Annotated in this window: 16 protein-coding genes; 8 read left to right on the top strand and 8 right to left on the bottom strand. The window is 66.2% G+C overall.

What is annotated here, in order from left to right; translation table 11 throughout:
• Positions 1-264: 264 nt before the first annotated feature.
• Complete coding sequence (gcvT, locus tag DCO49_RS14945) at positions 265-1,377, top strand: glycine cleavage system aminomethyltransferase GcvT (RefSeq protein ID WP_116864703.1); 1,113 nt, start codon at positions 265-267, stop codon at positions 1,375-1,377.
• Between the two features lie 94 nt (positions 1,378-1,471).
• Positions 1,472-1,867 carry a glycine cleavage system protein GcvH gene (gene gcvH, locus DCO49_RS14940; protein ID WP_116864702.1) on the top strand — a complete coding sequence of 132 codons (396 nt, stop codon included), beginning with the start codon at positions 1,472-1,474 and terminating at the stop codon, positions 1,865-1,867.
• Positions 1,868-2,191: 324 nt separating this feature from the next.
• On the opposite strand, the gene DCO49_RS20205 is transcribed toward gcvH, so the two are convergent.
• On the bottom strand, positions 2,192-2,530 hold the full coding sequence (locus DCO49_RS20205; protein ID WP_133249437.1) for a hypothetical protein: 339 nt from the start codon (positions 2,528-2,530) through the stop codon (positions 2,192-2,194).
• 111 nt (positions 2,531-2,641) lie between these two features.
• Here DCO49_RS20205 and DCO49_RS14935 point away from each other — a divergent pair, with 111 nt between their 5' ends.
• Positions 2,642-3,157: a histone gene (locus DCO49_RS14935; protein WP_108765979.1), complete on the top strand. Its 516-nt coding sequence runs from the start codon at positions 2,642-2,644 to the stop codon at positions 3,155-3,157.
• An 86-nt stretch (positions 3,158-3,243) separates the two neighbouring features.
• On the opposite strand, the gene DCO49_RS14930 is transcribed toward DCO49_RS14935, so the two are convergent.
• Entirely contained in the window at positions 3,244-4,137 is an 894-nt protein-coding gene (locus DCO49_RS14930; RefSeq protein ID WP_116864701.1) for a LysR substrate-binding domain-containing protein, read from the bottom strand.
• Positions 4,138-4,251: 114 nt separating this feature from the next.
• Here DCO49_RS14930 and DCO49_RS14925 point away from each other — a divergent pair, with 114 nt between their 5' ends.
• Positions 4,252-5,010 carry an SDR family oxidoreductase gene (locus DCO49_RS14925; RefSeq protein ID WP_116864700.1) on the top strand — a complete coding sequence of 253 codons (759 nt, stop codon included), beginning with the start codon at positions 4,252-4,254 and terminating at the stop codon, positions 5,008-5,010.
• Positions 5,011-5,108: 98 nt separating this feature from the next.
• Here DCO49_RS14925 and DCO49_RS14920 read toward each other — a convergent pair whose 3' ends face one another.
• A complete protein-coding gene (locus tag DCO49_RS14920; protein WP_116864699.1) occupies positions 5,109-6,509 on the bottom strand; it encodes a serine hydrolase domain-containing protein in 1,401 nt (466 codons plus the stop codon).
• Positions 6,510-6,793: 284 nt separating this feature from the next.
• Here DCO49_RS14920 and DCO49_RS14915 point away from each other — a divergent pair, with 284 nt between their 5' ends.
• Positions 6,794-8,122, top strand: coding sequence for an MFS transporter (locus DCO49_RS14915; RefSeq protein ID WP_116864698.1), 1,329 nt, complete (start codon positions 6,794-6,796; stop codon positions 8,120-8,122).
• Between the two features lie 79 nt (positions 8,123-8,201).
• A complete protein-coding gene (locus DCO49_RS14910; RefSeq protein WP_079222835.1) occupies positions 8,202-8,558 on the top strand; it encodes a DUF1304 domain-containing protein in 357 nt (118 codons plus the stop codon).
• A gap of 135 nt (positions 8,559-8,693) precedes the next feature.
• On the opposite strand, the gene DCO49_RS14905 is transcribed toward DCO49_RS14910, so the two are convergent.
• Complete coding sequence (locus DCO49_RS14905) at positions 8,694-11,171, bottom strand: acyl-CoA dehydrogenase (RefSeq protein ID WP_116864697.1); 2,478 nt, start codon at positions 11,169-11,171, stop codon at positions 8,694-8,696.
• A complete protein-coding gene (locus DCO49_RS14900; RefSeq protein WP_116864696.1) occupies positions 11,168-12,085 on the bottom strand; it encodes an alpha/beta hydrolase in 918 nt (305 codons plus the stop codon). The genes DCO49_RS14905 and DCO49_RS14900 overlap by 4 nt, the downstream gene beginning before the upstream one ends.
• Positions 12,086-12,226: 141 nt before the next feature.
• Here DCO49_RS14900 and DCO49_RS14895 point away from each other — a divergent pair, with 141 nt between their 5' ends.
• Positions 12,227-12,829 carry a TetR/AcrR family transcriptional regulator gene (locus tag DCO49_RS14895; RefSeq protein WP_079222832.1) on the top strand — a complete coding sequence of 201 codons (603 nt, stop codon included), beginning with the start codon at positions 12,227-12,229 and terminating at the stop codon, positions 12,827-12,829.
• Between the two features lie 159 nt (positions 12,830-12,988).
• On the opposite strand, the gene DCO49_RS14890 is transcribed toward DCO49_RS14895, so the two are convergent.
• From DCO49_RS14890 to DCO49_RS14880, 3 genes are all read right to left on the bottom strand, one after another.
• Positions 12,989-15,859 (bottom strand): TonB-dependent receptor, encoded by a 2,871-nt coding sequence (locus DCO49_RS14890; RefSeq protein ID WP_116864695.1) that lies wholly within the window; start codon positions 15,857-15,859, stop codon positions 12,989-12,991.
• Between the two features lie 379 nt (positions 15,860-16,238).
• Positions 16,239-17,096, bottom strand: coding sequence for a hypothetical protein (locus DCO49_RS14885; RefSeq protein ID WP_116864694.1), 858 nt, complete (start codon positions 17,094-17,096; stop codon positions 16,239-16,241).
• A 119-nt stretch (positions 17,097-17,215) separates the two neighbouring features.
• Entirely contained in the window at positions 17,216-18,109 is an 894-nt protein-coding gene (locus DCO49_RS14880) for an Hsp33 family molecular chaperone HslO (RefSeq protein WP_116864693.1), read from the bottom strand.
• 77 nt (positions 18,110-18,186) lie between these two features.
• Between DCO49_RS14880 and mtgA the strand changes: the two genes are divergently transcribed.
• Complete coding sequence (gene mtgA, locus DCO49_RS14875) at positions 18,187-18,942, top strand: monofunctional biosynthetic peptidoglycan transglycosylase (RefSeq protein WP_116864692.1); 756 nt, start codon at positions 18,187-18,189, stop codon at positions 18,940-18,942.
• The last annotated feature ends 286 nt before the right edge of the window (positions 18,943-19,228 follow it).

The following is a 19,228-nucleotide window of genomic DNA, read 5'->3' as shown; positions in this document are numbered from 1 at the left end:
GGGGGTGTCCGCGGCATGGATGCCGCGGCCAAGCCCCCATGGACGGGTTTACGGCGTCCCCCGCGCGGTCACACCGCCCCACCCAGACCCAGAAAACCCAGAGCCGACAAACCCAGGCTCTGCGCTCCATGCCCTGGCTGTAGAAACAGCGGCGCCGGCCGCAGGCCAGCTACAACCCAACAACCCCCGCTGCGCTGCGGCACGCCTGCCGCCGACCGATCTGGGATAATGGACGCTCTTGTTTATCCTGCTGCCGGACCGGTCATGACCCAGAAGACACTGCTCAACGATACCCACCGCGCCCTCGGCGCCAAGATGGTCGATTTCGGGGGTTGGGACATGCCCATCCACTACGGCTCGCAGCTGGACGAACATCATCTGGTGCGCCGCGAAGCCGGCGTCTTCGACGTCAGCCACATGACCGTGGTCGACCTGCGCGGCGAGCAGGTCAAGCCGTTCCTGCGCCGACTGCTGGCCAACTCCGTCGACAAGCTGAAGGTGCCGGGCAAGGCGCTGTACTCGTGCATGCTGAATCCGGCCGGCGGCGTCATCGACGACCTGATCGTGTACTACCTGGCCGATGACTTCTTCCGCATGGTCGTCAACGCCTCCACCCGCGAAAAGGACCTGGCCTGGCTGCGCGAACAGGCGGCACCGTTCGGCGTCAGCGTCGAGCAGCGCCCGGACCTGGCCATCCTCGCCGTGCAGGGCCCGCAGGCGCGCGACAGCGTCGTCGGCCTGGTCGGCGGCAGCGACCGTGACGCGCTGGCCAAGCTCGGCCGCTTCGCTGCCCTGCAGGTCAAGGCGGACGACGGTGTTGAACTGTTCGTCGCCCGCACCGGCTACACCGGCGAAGACGGCTTCGAGATCCTGCTGCCGCAGGACGCCGTGGTCGCCTTCTGGAACCGCCTGCTGGCGGCAGGCGTGAAGCCGGCCGGCCTCGGCGCGCGCGACACCCTGCGCCTGGAAGCCGGCATGAACCTGTATGGCCAGGACATGGATGAAGCGATCAGCCCGTACGAAGCGGCGCTGGCCTGGACCGTGTCGCTGGACGAGGGCCGCGACTTCATCGGTCGCGACGTGCTGGAGGCGCAGAAGGCCGCCGGCAACGCGCGCCAGATGATCGGCCTGGTGATGGACGAGAAGGGCGTGCTGCGCCACGGCCAGGCGGTGACCACCGCCGGCGGCCAGGGCGAAATCCTGTCCGGCACCTTCTCGCCGAGCCTGGCCAAGGGCATCGCGTTCGCTCGCGTGCCGGCGGGCGAACTCGGCCAGGTCACCGTCGATATCCGCGGCCGGCAGGTGCCGGTGCGCGTGGTCAAGTTCCCGTTCGTCCGCGAAGGCCAGGCACAGCCCGGCGTGCTCGCCGACGCCTGATCCGAACGTGCCGGCCGTCACTGACAGCAGTGGCGGTCGGTTGGTTACACTAGCCCCGTTTTTTCCACCCCCTGCAAAACCTGGAGCAGTTCCCATGAGCGAGATCCCCGGCGACCTCAAGTTCCTCAAGTCCCACGAGTGGGCCCGCGTCGAAGGCAATGGCCGCGTCACCGTCGGTATTTCCGACCATGCCCAGGGCCTGCTGGGTGACCTGGTCTACGTCGAGCTGCCCGAAGTCGGCGCCGAAGCCAAGGCGGGCGAGCAGATCGCCGTCGTCGAGTCGGTCAAGGCCGCCTCGGACGTCTACAGCCCGGTCAGCGGCATGATCGTCGAGGTCAACTCGGCGCTGTCGGACAAGCCGGAAACCATCAACGAAGATGCCTACGGCGAAGGCTGGATGTACGTGGTCGAGCTGACCAACGCCGACGAGCTCAACGAGCTGCTGGATCCGGACGCGTACGCCGAAGCCCTGGAAAACGAAGACCACTGAGTCCTCGCTTCCTGCTTCCAGAACGGCCACCTTCGGGTGGCCGTTTTCGTTCCGGCCTCCGTCGTCGACTCATGCCGTCGGGTTCGCGGCACACCTTCGGCGTGGCATCAGGCGGCATCGAACGGCGCGATCAGGCGTGCGCAGTTTTGCGCAAATCCGCGTTTCCGTCCCGCGTTTGCGTGTTCCGATGTGAAAACTTTTACTCCCCGTTGCAGACCCGTTGTGGTGCGGCGGGCGCGCGCGATGGTGTGTGCCGGACGACGTGGTGCATGGCGCGGCATCTGTTGTCGCTTATCAACGCAGAGTGCTTATTTCAAGCGTTTTTTATTCAGCAGATGCGATCACGTGTTGCTGCGCGTGACGTTGGCGATGCGCGATGCAGGGCCAGGAAGGTGCCGTGTGGTGGCGGTGCCGGCGGCGTTCGGATGGACGCGGATGTGAAATTTTTTCGCGGGGGTTGTTGACAGTAAAAAAAACCGTGATTAGGTTTCGCCTCAGCAGACCTTGCCTGCCAAACCGAGTGCGCAGAATCAATCGTCCGATGCGAAGCAGCCCCTTCAAGACCACCGCGATCCTGCCGACGGTGGACATGGCCCCGCTTCCCCCGGAGAAACGCAAGGCATCTCCTGTTCCGATGCCCGCTCCGCCGATCGAGGCGGGCATTGCCGCATCCGTAACGGCGCGCCTGACGCGCCGGCGGTCCCCGCACGCAGCAACCGCGGGTTTGATCCACCTGGGCGTTTCAACTCCCTATCACTGACGAGGAGCCATCCCATGGCAACCAAGAAAGCTGCGAAGAAAAAGCCCGCCGCCAAGAAAGCGGTGAAGAAGGTCGCTAAGAAGGCCGCTGCCAAGAAGGCAGTGAAGAAGGTCGCGAAGAAGGCGACCGCCAAGAAGGCCGTGAAGAAGGTCGCCAAGAAGGTCGCCAAGAAGACCACTGCGAAGAAGGCAGTGAAGAAGGCGGCGAAGAAGGTCGCCAAGAAGCCGGCAAAGAAGACCGCGAAGAAGGCCGTCAAGAAGGTCGCCAAGAAGGCTACCGCCAAGAAGGCAGTGAAGAAGGCGGCGAAGAAGGTCGCCAAGAAGCCGGCAAAGAAGACCGCGAAGAAGGCCGTAAAGAAGGTTGCCAAGAAGGCAGTGAAGAAGACTGCCAAGAAGGCCACTGCGAAGAAGGCCACCAAGAAGGCTGCCCCGAAGAAGGCTGCCAAGAAGGTTGCCAAGCGCAAGCCGGCCGCCCGCAAGAAGAAGGCCGCTCCGGTCGCTCTGCCGGCAACCCCGGCGCCGCTGATCTAAGTACTTCCCGATAGCCGTACCCTGAAACCCCCTTCCCTGGCTGCCCAGCGGGGAGGGGGTTTTTTTATGGGCGGTCGTGGTCGACGTTACCCGTGCGGTACCGGCGGGAACCGCTCCACCAGGAAATCGAGGAAGCTGCGCAGGCGGGTGGAGCGGTAGCGATCGTGCGCGTACACCACGTGCATCGGCCGACCGGCCTGGCCGTGCTGCGGGAACAGCTGTACCAGCCGCCCGGCGGCCACGTCCGCGGCCAGCAGCAGGGCCGACTGCAGCACGATGCCCAGTCCATGCAGCGCCGCCGCACGCAGCGCTTCGCCGTTGTTGATCTGCAGGCGCGCAGCGGCGATACGCTCGAGGCCGCCAGCCTCGTCCTGCAGCCACTGCGCCAGCGCGCGGGGCTCGAACGACAGGCACTGGTGCGACGCCAGTTCGGCGAGCGTACGCGGTGTGCCGTGGCGGGCGAGGTAGGCCGGCGCGGCACACATCATCAACCGGTAGGGCGTCAGTGGGCGTGCCACCCGTGCATCGCTGTCAGCCAGGGTGCCGATGCGCAGCGCGGCTTCGAAACCTTCTTCGGCCAGGTCGACCACGCGGTCGCTCAGGCTCACCTCCACCCGCACCTGCGGATGGCGCTGCATGTACTCGGCCAGGGCCGGCACCAGCGCGTGCGTGCCGAAGATCACCGGCGCGCTGATGCGCAGCGTGCCGGCCGGCGCCATCTGCTGGTGGGCGGCCTGCGCATCGGTCTCTTCCACCAGCCGCAGGATGTCCCGGCAGCGGGCGTAGTAGTCCTCGCCGAACGGCGTCATGTGCTGGCGGCGCGTGGTGCGGCTCAGCAGCTGCATGCCCAGGCGCGCTTCCAGTGCACGCAGGTGCTTGCCGGCCATGGTCGCCGAGATGTCCATCGCTGCGGCTGCAGCGCTGAGGCTGCCCTTGTCCACGATCAGCACGTAGACCTGCATGCTCTCCAGCAGGTTCATCTGACACTCCGGGTTTTGAATGCTGAAACCTGCGCGGAGTTTATCAATCAGGGGTCATCAACGAGCATGCGCTGCACGGGCCGGATGAGCCGGCCAAGCACAACGGAGAACAGCATGGATCTGAGTCTTGCAGGACGTACCGCACTGGTGACCGGCGCGGGCAGCGGCATTGGTGCCGCGGTTGCGCGACAGCTGGCGGCGCTTGGCGTACGCATCGCGATCAACGCGCGACGGTTGCAGCCGCTGCAGTCGCTGGCGGCGGAGATCGCAGCCAGCGGTGCAGCCGCGCCGCTGATCCTGCCGGGTGACCTCACCGACGCCGCGCAGCTGGCGCGCATCGCCGCCGGGGCGCAGGACGCGCTGCAGCGCGTCGACATCCTGGTCAATGCCGCGGGGGGCTCGCGGCCGACGTCTGTCGACGCCGCTGACGACGTATGGGAGGAGGCGATGGCGCTGAACTTCTCCGCGTCGCGAAGGCTGACCCAGGCGCTGTTGCGCGGCATGCAGGCGCAGGGCTGGGGGCGGGTGATCAACTTCAGCGGCTCGATGGAGCCGCGTGCGGTGAATGCCGCGACGGCGGCGAAGGCCGCGCTGCACCTGTGGAGCAAGGGCCTGTCATCGGAGGTGGCGGCGCAGGGCGTGACGGTCAACACGATCGCACCGGGGCGGATCAACAGCGCGCAGATCCTGGGCCGGTTGCATCCCACCGAGGAAAGCCGACGCGCGTTCATCGACCGCAACATTCCGATCGGGCGCTTCGGCGAACCGGAGGAGGTCGCGCCGCTGGTGGCGTTCCTGGCGTCGCCGCTGGCGGGCTACATCACCGGCGCGGTGATCCCGGTGGATGGCGGAATGCACTACTTCGCGCACTGAGCCTGCGTTTGTAGCGTCGAGCCATGCTCGACGGCTTCACGCGCCCCTGTAGAGTCGGCTGACAGTCGACTCTAGCGATCACCGGCAGGCTGCCGCGCTCAGCGCGGCGAGGCCACCGCGCGGTTGCCCGAGGCGCCCTTGCCCTTGCGCTTGTCCTGCTGCGCCGGGGTCGCGCCTTCGGCCATCAGGCTGTCGCTGCCGAAATCGGTGTCCACGTCCAGCCAGCGCTGCGCCGGCAGGCCCAGCGCCGAATCGAGCACGGTCGGCAGCAGGCCGCTGGGCAGGCCGCTTTCGCCGTTCCAGAGAATGGCGATGCCGAGGTCACGTTCGGGCACCAGCGCGACCAGGCCGCGGTAACCCTGCACCGCACCGGCATGGAAGACCACGTCGTGGCCGGCGTAATCGAAGGTGCGCCAGCCCAGCGCGTAGCCGGCCGAATGCAGGCGCTCACGGCGCCAGCCGGAGCGCATCTCGCCCGGGGTATTGATCAGGCTCGAATGCAGGGTGGCCAGCAGCGGCGCCGGCAGCACGTCGGGGCGATGGCCGGTGTGGGCCAGCAGCCACTGCGCCATGTCGCTGGCACTGGCGTTGACGCCGGCAGCCGGAGCAACACGGTAGTAGGTCGGCTTCGGCGTCAGCGACACCCAGCCGTTGCGGCTGCGCACATGCGGACGCGCCCAGCGCGAGCTGGCCTGGATGCCGGCCAGGCCGAGGCTGGCATCGTTCATGCCCAGCGGCTTGAAGATGCGGCGCTCGACCGATTGCTCGTAGAAGCTGCCCGAGGCGGCATAGACCACGTCGCCGATCAGGCTGAAGGCCACGTTCTGGTAGGCGTAGCAGTCGCCCGGCAGGCACTTGAGGCTGGTGTTGGCCAGCTTCTGGGTCAGCGAGTAGTACTCGGCATTGCCTTCGATGTCGCGGTCGTAGGCGTTGTAGGGCAGGCCGACGCGGTGGCTGAGCACATCGGCCACGGTCAGGCGGTCGGTGGCTTCGGGCGAGTTGAGGCGGAAGCCCGGCACGTAGTCGGTCACCTTGCTGTCCCAGCGCAGCGTGCCGTCGTTGACCAGCAGGCCGGCCATGGTGCCGGCGAAGGCCTTGGACAGCGACGCCAAGCGGAACACGGTGTGCGCGTCGACCGGCAGCGGATTGTTGACGTCGGTGACGCCGTAGCCGCGCGCGCTGAGCACGCGGCCACCCTGCACGATGGCCACGGCCATGCCCGGCACGCGCTCGCCATAGGTGAGCTGCTGCGCCATCGATTCAATATGGGCGACGTTGAAGCCGGCGGCAGGCAGCTGCACCTGTGGCACCAGCCCGGTGCGGTAGGCCGCCGGCTGGGTGTGGGCGACGCCCGGACCCGCGGCGGTTTCGATGTTGGTCGGCATCGGCGGCAGCGCTGGCGGTGTCTGCGCGGTGGTGGACAAGGCCACGGGCATCAACATGCCCAGCAAACCGGTGGTCGCCGCCCGGACCGGGCGACGCAGGTTGTTCATTTTCATCGGTTGGACCCGTGCGCGACTGCTGCTTGTGATTCTAGCGCCGCTTTTCGCCTGTGCACAAACAAAGCGAAGATGAATGCGCATCTGATTGAAAAAGTTGGATTTTTGACGACCGGCGGCGGGGTCTGGACGCGTCTGCAGATGCCCTCCGTATGAGCCCGCCTTCTGACATTGCGGAAGGTCTGCTGGCGATGTTGCAGTGCATTGTCTAACGTACGCGCTTCACTGCCCCCGGAGCCTGTCATGCCGCCATCCAACTGCCGCGTCCCGGCCGGGGCCACCGCGTGAGCGCGGCCGCGGGCAAGGGGCCGCTGCGTGGGCTTGTGGTCGCGCTGCGCGAATCGCCGGCGCTGTGGTGGTCGTTCCTGTATTTCTTCTGCCTGCTCAGCGGCTACTACGTGCTGCGCCCGGTGCGCGAGGCGATGGCGGCCTCCTCCGATCTGGAGACGGTGTTCCCGCCGCTGCTGATCGGCTGGTTCGCCAGCCATGGCATCGCCCTGAAGGACTTCGTCCTGCAGTTCCTGTTCACCTGTGTGTTCCTGATCATGCTGGTGCTGCAGCCGGTCTATGGCTGGCTGGTCAGCCGCTTCCCGCGGCGGGTGTTCCTGCCGGTGGTGTATGGCTTCTTCATCGCCACCCTGCTGGTGTTCTACGTGCTGTTCGACAGCGGCGTGCCGGGGCGGGGCATGGCCTTCTTCCTCTGGGTGATGGTCTTCAACCTGTTCGCGGTGGCCGTGTTCTGGAGCTTCATGGCCGATGTCTTCAGCAACGTGCAGGCACGCAGGTACTACGGCTACATCGGCGCGGCCGGCACGGTCGGTGCCTTCCTCGGCCCGGTCCTCACCAGCGCACTGGTGCAGCGCGTGGGCATCGCCAACCTGATGCTGGTCTCGGCCGGCTTCCTGGTGGTCTGCCTGTTCTGCATCTGGCGGCTGCGGCATTGGGCGGTGCTGCGCGAGCGCGAGCAGCAGCTGGTGTCCGGCGAGAAGCCGATGGGCGGCAGCGTGCTCGATGGCCTCAAGCTGATCGTGCGCGAGCCGCTGCTGCGCTGGCTGGCGATCCTGGTGGTGTTCGGCGTGGGCGTGGGCACGATGCTGTACAACCAGCAGGCCAGCATCGTGCGGGCGGCCTTCAGCGACCCGGCGGCCAGCACGGCGTTCTTCTCGCGCATCGACCTGGCGGTGAACGCGCTGACCCTGCTGCTGCAGCTCAGCCTGACCCGCTGGCTGCTGTCGCGCCACGGCATCGCGCCGGCGCTGCTGATTCCGGCCTTCGCGATCCTGCTCGGCTTCTCGGTGCTGGCCGCCTCGCCGCTGCCGATGATGGTGGCGGTGGTGCAGGTGCTGACCCGGGCCAGCGAGTTCTCGCTGTTCAAGCCGGCCCGCGAGACCATCTACACCCGCGTGGACCGCCAGTGGCGCTACAAGGCCGGCGCGGCAATCGACACCGTGGTCTACCGCGGCGCCGACCTGAGCTTCACCTGGGTGCACAAGGGGCTGTCGCTGTTCGGCTCGCATGTGGTGTTCGCCGGCGGCATGCTGGTGGCCGCGTGCATGACGCTGGCCGCGTTCGGCGTGCTGCGCGAAGAGAAGAAGCTCCCGCGCGACCGCTGAGCCGCGCAGGGTCGGATCCCTTTCCCAAGGAGAAAACTCCGACCCCATCATCCCGTCAACCCATCCAAGGAAATCCGTCATGTACTGGATCGCACTCGCCCTGACCCTGCTGGTCGCACTGCTGCACGTCTACTTCCTGGTGCTGGAGATGTTCCTGTGGACCCGCCCGCTGGGCCTGAAGACGTTCCGCAACACGCCGGAGAAGGCCGAGATCACCCGCGTGCTGGCGGCCAATCAGGGCCTGTACAACGGCTTCCTCGCCGCGGGCCTGTTCTGGGGCCTGTTCGACCACCTGCCGATGCTGGTGAACTTCTCGCTGGGCTGCGTGATCGTGGCCGGCTGCTATGGCGCTTGGAGCGTGAACAAGCGGATCTTCTTCATCCAGGCGGTGCCGGCCCTGCTGGCGGCGGTGGCGTGGTGGTTCGTGCCGGCGTAATCGCTTGGTAGAGCCGAGCCCACGCTCGGCTGCTTTTCCGCGTCGCGGCCTCAGCCGAGCATGGGCTCGGCTCTACAACAAACAAAAAACGGCGGGCCGAGGCCCGCCGTTTCCGTGTGCGCTTGACGCAGGCGATCAGGCTGCCTGCGAATGTGGGTCCTTGTGCTGGCGGTCGTAGTAGCTGGCCGCGCGCAGTTCGTGGGTGTCGAAGTCGTCCACGGTGATGGTGTCCAGGGTCAGCGTGCGCAGTTCTTCCAGCAGGCTGCGCTCGTCCTGGGTGATCACGCCTTCGGCCACGGCCTCGTCCAGCTGTGCCTTGAAGTCCAGCGCTTCGATGCCCTTGCTCTTCAGCGCCTTCAGGAACTTGCGCTCCACCGGCTCGGCCATGATCGCCTTGCTCAGGTAGCTGTTGATGCGGCCACCCGGGTTGTTCTCGCACGGGGTCAGGAACACGCCACTGGCCAGACGGTCGCGGGCTTCGTTCGGGGCCATCAGCAGGGCAGCGACACGACGGCTGAGGCGGTCACCCGGGGCTTCGGCACGACGGCCCAGCGGGAAGATCAGCGCCCACATCAGCCAGCCGATCGGACGGATCGGGAAGTTGCGCAGGGCCGCCGACAGCGACTCTTCGATCTTGTGCACGCTGTCATGGAAGGCCCACGCCAGCAGCGGCTGGTCGGCCTGCGGCGCGCCTTCGTCGTGGTAGCGCTTGAGCATGGCGCTGGTCATGTAGACATGGCTCAGCACGTCGCCCAGGCGGCCGGACAGCGATTCCTTGAACTTCAGCTTGCCGCCGAGGGTCATCATCGAGATGTCGGCCATCAGCGCCAGGTTGGCCGAGTAGCGGTCCAGCTTGCGGAAGTAGCGGCGGGTGTAGGCGTCGCCGGGGGCGGCACCGAAGCGCGCACCGGTGAGGCCGAACCAGAACGAACGTACGGCATTGGAGATGCCATAGCGGATGTGGCCGAACAGGCTGCGGTCGAAGTCCTGCAGGCCGGCACGGGTGTCCGGATCCTGCGCGGCCTTCATTTCCTTCAGCACCCACGGGTGGCAGAGGATCGCACCCTGGCCGAAGATCAGCAGGCTGCGGGTCATGATGTTGGCGCCTTCCACGGTGATCGCGATCGGCGCGGCCTGCCAGCTGCGACCGGCGAAGTTGCGCGGCCCGAGGATGATGCCCTTGCCGCCGATGACGTCCATCATGTCCGAGATCACTTCACGGCTCATGCTGGTGCAGTGGTACTTGGCGATGGCCGACGGCACCGACGGCACGTCGCCACGGTCGACCGCCGCCGCAGTGGCCTGCGACAGCGCGCTGATCTTGTAGGCCTTGCCGCCGATGCGGGCCAGCGCTTCTTCCACGCCCTCGAAGCGGCCGACCGACAGGCCGAACTGCTTGCGGATGCGTGCGTAGGCACCGGTGACCGCTGCGCCGGCCTTGGCACCGCCGCTGGCGGTGGAGGGCAGGGTGATCGAGCGGCCCACGGCCAGGCACTCGTTGAGCATGTTCCAGCCCTTGCCGGCCATCGCAGCGCCACCGATCAGCTGGGTCAGCGGGATGAACACATCCTTGCCCTTGATCGGACCGTTCTGGAAGGTCGAGTTCAGCGGGAAGTGGCGACGGCCGATTTCCACGCCGGGGGTATCGCGCGGCAGCAGGCCCAGGGTGATGCCGATGTCGCGGGTCTCACCGATCAGGCCATCGGGATCGTACATGCGGAAGGCAAGGCCGATCAGCGAGGCGACCGGGGCCAGGGTGATGTAGCGCTTGTCGAAGGTCAGCTTGACGCCGAGCACCTGCTCGCCGTTCCACTCGCCCTTGCAGACAATGCCGTAATCGGGAATCGAGGTAGCGTCGGAACCGGCGAACGGACCGGTCAGGCCGAAGCAGGGCACTTCGCGGCCATCGGCCAGGCGCGGCAGGTACTGGTCCTTCTGCTCCTGGGTGCCGTAATGCACCAGCAGTTCACCCGGGCCCAGCGAGTTCGGCACGCCGACGGTGGAGCTGACCACCGAGGACACCGAGGCCAGCTTCTGGATGACCTTGTGGTGGGCCAGCGCGGAGAAGCCGAGGCCACCGTATTCCTTCGGGATGATCATGCCGAAGAACTTGTTCTTCTTGATGAAGGCCCACAGTTCCGGCGGCAGGTCGGCATGGACGTGGGTGATTTCCCAATCGTTGACCATCGTGCACAGCTCTTCCACCGGGCCATCGAGGAAGGCCTGTTCTTCAGCGGTCAGCTGTGGCTTGGGGTAGTTCAGCAGGATGTTCCAGTCCGGGTCGCCGGTGAACAGCTCGCCTTCGAAACCGACCGAGCCGGTTTCCAGCGCGATGCGCTCGGTCTGCGAGAGCGGCGGCAGCACCTTGCGGAACACCTTCATCATCGGGCCGGTCAGCAGCGGCTTGCGGATGAACGGCAGCAGCAGCGGCACGGCGATCACCGCCAGCACGGCGGCAGCAACGATCGTGGCGGTCTGGTTGACGTACGGCACGAACCAGCAGACGGCCAGCAGGGCCAGGCTGATCAGCGTCCAGGTCAGCAGGCGCATGCGGTGGTAGGCGACGAACGCGCCTGCCAGCAGCAGGGCGAGGAAGGGAAGAACGATGCTCATGAGCGTGCTCCGGTGACGTGCTCGTTTGTGGCGGACGAAGCTGCAGCATCCGCTGCGGGCAACACGTCCAGATAGTCCAACACAGTAGCGGTAAAGGCGTCGTTGTCATCACCGGCGACCATGTGCGTGGCCTGCGGCAACGGTACGTGGCGCGCGTGCGGCGCCAGTGCCAGGAATTCGGCGACGGTCTGCGGCGTGACCAGATCGCTGCGGCCACCACTGACCAGCAGCAACGGGCACTTCACCTGGCGCGCGGCCTCGGCCAGTGCATCCTGGTGCTGCTCGCTGTCGCGCGCCAGTTCGGCCACCAGGCGCGGATCCCAGTGCCAGCGCCAGCGGCCGTGCCCGTCCTCGCGCAGCAGCGCGCGCAGCGACTGCTCGGATTTGCGCGGGCGGTGCGGCAGGTAGGCGGAGATCACATCCGCGGCCTGGGCCAGCGAGGCGAAGCCATCGGGATGGGCGGTCATGAAGGCGAGGATGCGCTCGACGCCGGCGGTATCCCAGCGCGGGGTGATGTCGACCAGCACCATCGCCGAGAACAGGCCCGGCCAGCGCGATTCGGCGAGCAGGCCGAACAGGCCGCCCATCGAGGCGGCAACCAGCACCGGCGGGCGCGGCTGCTCGCCGGCCAGCACGATCAGGTCATCGGCAAACTGCTCGCCGTGGTAGGGCAGGTCGGCGGCGTTCCAGTCCGAATCGCCGTGGCCGCGCGCATCGTAGGCCAGCGTCTGCAGGCCGGCGGCAGACAGCGCCCGTGCAGTGGCATTCCACGCATGCCGGGTCTGGCCGAAGCCATGGGCGAACAGCACGCGGCCGCGGCGACCGTGGTCGCTGGCCGTGGCCGCCAGATGGGCGCCATGGGCCGCCTCCAGACGCAGGTCGTGGAACGCGGCGGGAGTAGGGGACGTAACCATACTCGTTAGTATGGATGGCTGGTGGCGGAAGTCAATACCATGCAGTATGGTGCGCTGCGGAAGGCGCCACCGTCCGCCCCGCGACGGTTTCGGCCGCAACGGCGTACTGCAACGAACCCCGCCGTATGGTTAAATCACCCCATGAATCAACCTGACGCTTCTGCCGGCGAACCGCGTGCCGGCCGCAACAGCCGCCTCAGTGCCGAAGACTGGGCACAGGCGGCCCTCGATCTGATCGCTGAACAAGGTGTGGGCGCCGTCGCCGTGGAGCCGCTGGCGCGCCGCCTGGGCGTGACCAAGGGCAGCTTCTACTGGCACTTCCCCTCGCGCGATGCACTGCTGCAGGCCGCGCTTGAACGCTGGGAACTGTTCGAACAGGAGCAGGTCTTCGGCAGCCTCGAAGACGTGCCTGATCCGCGTGCGCGCCTGCGCCAGCTGTTCCAGATGGTGGCGCACGAAGTGCAGCCGCACATCATCTACAGCGAGCTGCTGAAGGCGCTGGACCACCCGATGGTGCGGCCGGTGATCGACCGGGTCTCGCAGCGGCGCCTGGATTACCTGGTGGCCTCGTTCCGCCAGGCCGGGCTCAGTTCGACCGATGCACGCCATCGCGCCCGGCTGGCCTACGCTGCCTATGTCGGCTTCCTGCAGCTGTCGCTGCAGCTGCAGCAGCCGAAGCAGGCACGCGAGGATTTCGAAGCCTACGTCGAGCACCTGATCGAGACGCTGATCCCGAACGGCTGAGTCGGGCGCGCCGGGTACCCGCACGAGGCCGCAGTTCCGCTGCGGCCTTTTTCGTGCCTGTCGTTTCTGCCACGTGTCCTGCGTGGCCGGGGCCCCCCAACAGAAACAGGGCCCCGAAGGGCCCCGTCCTGGTGTTTTACTACGCTTGCCCGGCCTTGATCAGAAGCGCTGGGTGTACTGCATGAACAGGTAACGGTCGTAGTCCAGCATCGGGTCGATCGACGACGAGCTGTTGTTGGTCAGCGAGATGGTGATCGGCGGCTGCTTGTTCCAGATGTTGCGGGCACCGACGGTGACCGAACCATTCCAGGGGGCAGCCCAGGTCAGCGAAACGTCCTGGAAGCTGATCGAACCCTTCTTGTTGGCGCCCACGCCACCGCCCCAACCGTTGTTCGGGGTGCGGTAATCCGGGTCGTTGCACGAGTCATCGTCGTAGCAGAAGTCGCGGTAGCCGCCGTAGTAGCGCAGGTTCCAGCTGGCCGACAGGTCGCCCTTGGCCCAGTTGACGCCGAGGGTGGCGCGCACGCGCGGCGAGTTCCAGTAGCCGGCGTACTCATCCCACGGTGCGCCGTTGTCGGACTGCTGGCGCAGCGAGACCAGGTAGTTGCTGTCCAGGCGGAGCGAGAACTGGCCGGCTGCGAACTCCGGCAGGCGGTAGTTGGCGACGAAGTTGTAGCCTTCGGTTTCCAGGGCGCCCAGGTTCGCGTTGCCGCGGCTCAGGGTCACGATCTGGCCGGTGGTGGCATCACGGCTGTAGTTACAGAACGAGGTCACGCCGTTGTAGCACTGGTTCAGCACGTAGGTCGCGCTGACCGCAGTGATCACATTGGAGATGCTGATCTTGTACCAGTCCAGCGAGAAGTCCAAGCCCTGCACCCAGCGCGGGCTGAAGACCAGGCCCACGGTACGGGTCTTGCTGTATTCCGGCTCGAGGTCGGCGTTGCCGACGCCGGCCTGGAACGGCGCATTGCCCTGGGTTTCACGCGCGGCAACCGGCACGCCAGCGTTGTCGGTCTGGCGGAAGGTCGGTGCCAGGCCTTCGCCGGCGCAGCGGGCAGCTGCAACCGGGTTGTCCAACTGCCCGAAGCGGGCATCGCACGGATCGGTCAGGTCATCGAAGGTCTGCGAGCCGCCACCGAAGGTGTCATCCAGGGTCGGGGCACGGAAACCCTTGCCGTAGGTGGCACGGACCAGCAGGTCTTCAACCGGCTTCCAGGTCAGGCTGAACTTGCTGTTGGTGGTGTCGCCGAAGCGGTCGTAGTCCGAATAGCGGGAAGCGACGTCGAACGACAGCTCCTTGGCGAATGGAACGTCCTTCAGCAGCGGGATCATCAGCTCCAGGTACACCTCGTCGGTCTTGTACTTGCCGGACGTGGCACCTGCAGCCAGATCGGTGGTGTAACCGGCGGCCGACAGCTGGTCCGGGTTGTCGTAACCGGACACTTCACGGTGCTCGACGCCTGCCGCGAAGGCGAACTCGCCTGCGTCGCCCGGCATGTCGAACAGACCACCGGTGATGTTGGCGAAGTACTGCTTGCTGACGCTCTGCTGGGTCGCCTGGCCGAGCGTGTTGATGTACTTCAGCGCGTCGGCGGTGGAGGCCGACGGGCCGCCCAGCACGTCGAACGGGGTGCACTGGCCGGCCGACAGGCTGGTGCCCAGCGCGATCGGGTTTGCAGCGGTACCGCACTGGACCACGCCCTGTGCATTGAGGAACGACGGGCCCAAGGCCTTTTCCAGTGCCAGCAGGTTGAGATTGCCGGTGCTGATCTGGGTGACATCGAACTTGTTGTAGTTGATGCCTGCATCCCAGTTCCAGCCGTGGGTGCCCACATCGAACGCGCCTTCCAAGGCGGCATCGAAGTGGTAGCTCTTCACGTCGTTGCGCGAGATGCGCGGGATTTCGATCGTGCGGCGGAACCAGTTGGTGATGTCCTGGCCGACCGGGTTGTAGTAGCTCTGGCCGCTGATGTAGACCGGATAGGTCGGCTGCGCGTTGGCGCTCATCGGGTAGCCGGCGACCTGGCGCTCGGAGTTGCGCTCGGAGTACATGACCGTGGACTTGAAGGTCACGTAGTCATTGATCTCGAAGCTGCCGGCGGTGAAGATCGACTTCGTTTCGGTCTCCTGGGCCAGCATCATCTGCTGGGTGGAGTTGAAACGGTCGTCAACCGTCACGGCGTTGTGGTAGTTCGCAAGATCGCGCGAATCAGCGCCCACGCCCTGGCCGTCATACGAGCCGGTGTGGTTCAGGATGTAGGTATTGCCACCGAACGTGAAGCGGCCCCACGGGCCGGTGGCGCTGAGCGCATCCAGCGGATGATCCGGACCGTAGGTGGTGCGGGTCAGCGCACGGTCCTTGGAGAAGACCGGGTCTTCCTTGGTGTAGCTGGCGCCTAACAGGATCGAAGCGCGATCGCTGGAGGCACCCATGGTGAAGGAGTAGGCTTCCTTCTGACCGTCGCCACGGCCGTTCTGGCCGATCAGGGCCGAGACTTCCGCACCTTCGAAATTGGTGCGCAGGATGATGTTGACCACACCGGCGATGGCGTCGGAGCCGTAGATCGCCGAGGCGCCGTCCTTCAGCACTTCGATGCGCTCGATGAGCGAGGCTGGGATGGTGGACATGTCGGTGAAGCCAGCCAGGCTGGACGTCCAACGCTTGCCGTTGACCAGCACCAGGGTGCGCTGCTCGCCCAGGTTGTACAGGTTCACGTACTGGCCGCCCTGTTCCGGGTTGGAGGTCAGCACGGCGGCCTTGCTGAAGGTCTGGGTGCCGGAGACGGTGAGGTTCTGCAGGATGTCGCCGACGCTGACCAGACCGGACTTCTTGATGTCCTCGGAGGACACCGTGAAGATCGGCTGGGCGGTTTCGACGTCAACCGAGCGGATGCGCGAACCGGTGACCTGGATGCGATCCAGGTTGGTCGCACCCGAGGTGGCCTCCTGCGCCTGTGCGGTCGCGACGGATGCACCGGCGACCAGCGCGATGACGACCGCATCACGCAGCTTGTTGGACTTGAAGTTCATTGGCTCTCTCTCTCCAAGGAAATCTTGGCTGGGTTATTGCCTGCGTGCGGAACGCAAAATGTCGTTCCAAAAAAACGCGAGGCTGAATCGATAGTAACGGCGCCCTCCAGAAAATTAAAGCTACGTTAACTTCAGCTGTGCCAGTCCGTGTCAATGCCCGGGAATCTTTACGATTCAATGACTTGTGGTACATGACTGGGACACTCGGCTCATTTGAGTATCGTTTCGTCTGAAAAAATGTTTGTGTTGATACATTTCGTAATATTTCGATATGTAACGACGTGCGGGCGTTTAACGAACACGTTACCTGCGGAAACAGGAAGGGCGCCCGCAGGCGCCCCTTCTTTCATCCAGTCGATGTCGTACGACGTTGGACCGCTTACAGGTCCTGCTCGTAGCGAACGTACGGCACGGTGCCGTCGTCGTTGCTTTCGTTGCGCGGGGAGAACGGATTCTTGCCGCGGCTGACCACGTTCTCGGCGCCGACGGTCAGCTGGCCCGACCACGGGGTACGCCAGGTGAGGCCGATGCCCAGGCCTTCCCACTTGCCCGGCTTGCCGGGAACGTCGACCACGCGGCCGATGATGCTGCCGGTGAAATTGCCGTAGCCGGCACCCAGGCTCAGGCTCTTGCTGTCCCAGCGGTCGATCAGGGCGGGCGATGCATCGGAGATCGGCACCAGGCGCGCCTTGGCGTAGGTACCGGCGATGGACACGAAGCCTTCGCGGCCGATGTTGCGCTGGGCGAACACGGTCAGGTCGTTCTGTTCGCCACGCAGGGCCGGGGTCTTGTTCGGCGAGGCCAGCCAGGCCGGCAGGGTCTCGCGGCCGGTACCGGCGGTGATGCCCAGGCGGTTGTTGCCGCGGTTGAGTGCGGCGGTACCGGTCAGGCGGCGGTTGTTGGCACCGATTGCATCATCGTCATCGCCCAGACTGGCCAGCATGCAGTGGCTGGCCAACCCGCTGATGCTGCTGCCGCTGCTGTTGCTGCACAGCAGGCCCAGCGAATCGCCGGAGGACAGGCCGAAGGCAGCGTCCAGCGAGTTGCGGCCGAAGTGCCAGCGGGCACCTGCGGCCTGTTCGCCGGTCGGTTCCAGGTACAGCAGGGCCTCGACCTTGCCGCTGCCCTTGTTCCAGACCGGCAGCACGGTGCGGGTGTCCTTGCTCTGCGCATGCGCGCCCGTGATCGCGCCAAGGGCGATCAGCAGGGCCAGCGGTAGACGCAGGAAAGTACGCATCGGACCAGTTCAGACAGTGACGGACAACGGAAGTTCCCGCTGGGGCGGGAACTCGATCCTAGGGTGTTTATGAAATCTTAACAAGCCTTGATCCTCCCCAGAACACAAGACCTGCCCATTCATTGAAGTCGTTCAGGTGCCGGTACAGTCCCCTCGGCACCGTGGAACAGTATGCCGAACTCCGTCAACGGAAAGTGATACTCCCGTCCGCAGAATTCGCAGCGGACTTCCACCGCGCCGGTGTCTTCGGCGGCCGCGCGGGCTTCTTCCTCGCCCAGGGAGACCAGCATCGAGGCGACCCGCTCGTGCGAGCAGGAGCAGCCGAAGGCCAAAGGCTTGCTGCCCATCAGTTCCGGCTTCTCCTCGTGGAACAGGCGGTGCAGCATCTGCTCGGCCGGGGTGGCCAGCAGTTCGGCCTTGCCCAGCGTGTCGAACAGGGCGCTGGCGCGAGCCCAGCCGTCGTCGTCGCCTTCGTCGCCGGGCAGCTTCTGCAGCAGCAGGCCCACGGCGCCGTTGCGGTCAGCGGCCAGCAGCAGGCGGGTCGGCAGCTGTTCGGACTGGCGGAAGTAGTCCTCGAAGGCCTCATCCAGCGCTGGCGCGGTCAGGCCGACCAAACTCTGGTAGCGCTGCGGTTCGCGCGGATCCAGGCCGGGGTTCTCGATGGTGATCGCCAGCAGGGCGTCGCTGCCCAGGCTGGACAGGTCGCGCGGCGCGTCGGCGCCTTCGGCCAGCTGGGCGATGCCGCGCAGGGTACCGACGGCGGTGCACTCGGCGAACAGGGTGCGCAGGCCGGTGTTGCTGCGCAGCTGGATGGACAGGCGGCCGTCCACCTTCGTGTGGCCGGTGAACAGGGCCGAGGCCACGCAGGCCTCGCCGAGCAGTTCGGCGGCATTGTCCGGGTATACGGCGTGGGACAGGATTTCCTGCCAGGTGGCCTTCAGTTGCACGTGCACGCCACGGACGCCGGCGTCGGGCAGCAGGAAGCGGATCAGGGAATCGGTTTGGGCGGTCATCGGCTCACATCGCGCGTAAACAGGGGCGGTTGCCGGATAATGCGCCGACAACCAGGCATGAGAAGGATGCACCAGTAATGGGGGCAGGGGGAGAGCAGGACAAGGTGGAGGCCGTGCAGGCCGTGGCGACCACGCCGGCCCGCCGACGCTGGCGCTGGAAGCGGCTGCTGTGGCTGCCGGTACTGTTCGTGGGCTTCAGCTGCCTGCAGGTGCTGGTGCTGCGCTTCATCGACCCGCCGCTGTCCACGGTGATGCTGTGGCGCTATGGCGAGGCACTGGGCGAGGGCGACTGGTCCTACCGGCTGCATTACCAGTGGCGCGACCTGGGCCAGATGGCGCCGAGCCTGCCGATCTCGCTGGTAGCCGCCGAGGACCAGCGCTTCCCCGAGCACAACGGGTTCGACCTGCAGGCCATCGAAAAGGCGCGTGACCACAACGCCAAGGGCGGGCGCCTGCGCGGGGCCAGCACGATCAGCCAGCAGGTGGCCAAGAACCTGTTCCTCTGGCAGGGCCGCAGCTGGATCCGCAAGGGACTGGAGGTCTGGTACACGGTGCTGATCGAGGCGTTCTGGCCGAAGGAACGCATCCTGGAGATGTACGCCAACATCGCCGAGTTCGGTGATGGCGTGTATGGCGCGCAGGCGGCGGCGCAGAAATTCTGGGGCAAGGACGCGGCGCGGCTGGCACCAAGCGAAAGTGCCCGCTTGGCGGCGGTGCTGCCGGCGCCGCGGCGGTACAACGCGGCCAAGCCGGGGCCGTACGTGCAGCGGCGGGCGACGTGGATACAGCGGCAGGCCCGGCAGCTGGGTGGGGCGGGGTATCTGGAGGAGTAACGGTTGATCGTTACGCGGCGCCTACGGTCCTGCCTGCGGTAGCCCTCCGCCTCCGGACAGTTTCCTGCGCGCGCGGAACGAGAGCGGAAATTCAAAAGAAAGAAGCAAAAAGCAGAATCAAAAGCTGTGCCAACCAAGGTTGGCAGCTACCAGGGGCGGGTGATCGGCGCTGAAGCGCACCGCGCTCGCGGGAATGTGTCCAGAGGCGGAGGGCATGGCCGTGCAGGACCGTAGGCGCCACGGACGGCGCCTACGAGCTACATGGACGTATTTACCGCGTGTCCTG

This window comes from Stenotrophomonas sp. SPM (assembly GCF_003105135.1).
Taxonomy (GTDB): Bacteria; Pseudomonadota; Gammaproteobacteria; order Xanthomonadales; family Xanthomonadaceae; genus Stenotrophomonas.
Note: the sequence above shows the minus strand (reverse complement) of the source record. Positions and strands in the feature narration are given on the sequence as shown.

Excerpts from the sequence above, each read along its gene's own strand:
- gcvT (WP_116864703.1), top strand. The coding sequence starts at position 265 with ATGACCCAGAAGACACTGCTCAACGATACCCACCGCGCCCTCGGCGCC.
- gcvH (WP_116864702.1), top strand. The coding sequence starts at position 1,472 with ATGAGCGAGATCCCCGGCGACCTCAAGTTCCTCAAGTCCCACGAGTGG.
- DCO49_RS20205 (WP_133249437.1), bottom strand. The coding sequence starts at position 2,530 with ATGCCCGCCTCGATCGGCGGAGCGGGCATCGGAACAGGAGATGCCTTG.
- DCO49_RS14935 (WP_108765979.1), top strand. The coding sequence starts at position 2,642 with ATGGCAACCAAGAAAGCTGCGAAGAAAAAGCCCGCCGCCAAGAAAGCG.
- DCO49_RS14930 (WP_116864701.1), bottom strand. The coding sequence starts at position 4,137 with ATGAACCTGCTGGAGAGCATGCAGGTCTACGTGCTGATCGTGGACAAG.
- DCO49_RS14925 (WP_116864700.1), top strand. The coding sequence starts at position 4,252 with ATGGATCTGAGTCTTGCAGGACGTACCGCACTGGTGACCGGCGCGGGC.
- DCO49_RS14920 (WP_116864699.1), bottom strand. The coding sequence starts at position 6,509 with ATGAAAATGAACAACCTGCGTCGCCCGGTCCGGGCGGCGACCACCGGT.
- DCO49_RS14910 (WP_079222835.1), top strand. The coding sequence starts at position 8,202 with ATGTACTGGATCGCACTCGCCCTGACCCTGCTGGTCGCACTGCTGCAC.
- DCO49_RS14905 (WP_116864697.1), bottom strand. The coding sequence starts at position 11,171 with ATGAGCATCGTTCTTCCCTTCCTCGCCCTGCTGCTGGCAGGCGCGTTC.
- DCO49_RS14900 (WP_116864696.1), bottom strand. The coding sequence starts at position 12,085 with ATGGTTACGTCCCCTACTCCCGCCGCGTTCCACGACCTGCGTCTGGAG.
- DCO49_RS14895 (WP_079222832.1), top strand. The coding sequence starts at position 12,227 with ATGAATCAACCTGACGCTTCTGCCGGCGAACCGCGTGCCGGCCGCAAC.
- DCO49_RS14890 (WP_116864695.1), bottom strand. The coding sequence starts at position 15,859 with ATGAACTTCAAGTCCAACAAGCTGCGTGATGCGGTCGTCATCGCGCTG.
- DCO49_RS14885 (WP_116864694.1), bottom strand. The coding sequence starts at position 17,096 with ATGCGTACTTTCCTGCGTCTACCGCTGGCCCTGCTGATCGCCCTTGGC.
- DCO49_RS14880 (WP_116864693.1), bottom strand. The coding sequence starts at position 18,109 with ATGACCGCCCAAACCGATTCCCTGATCCGCTTCCTGCTGCCCGACGCC.
- mtgA (WP_116864692.1), top strand. The coding sequence starts at position 18,187 with ATGGGGGCAGGGGGAGAGCAGGACAAGGTGGAGGCCGTGCAGGCCGTG.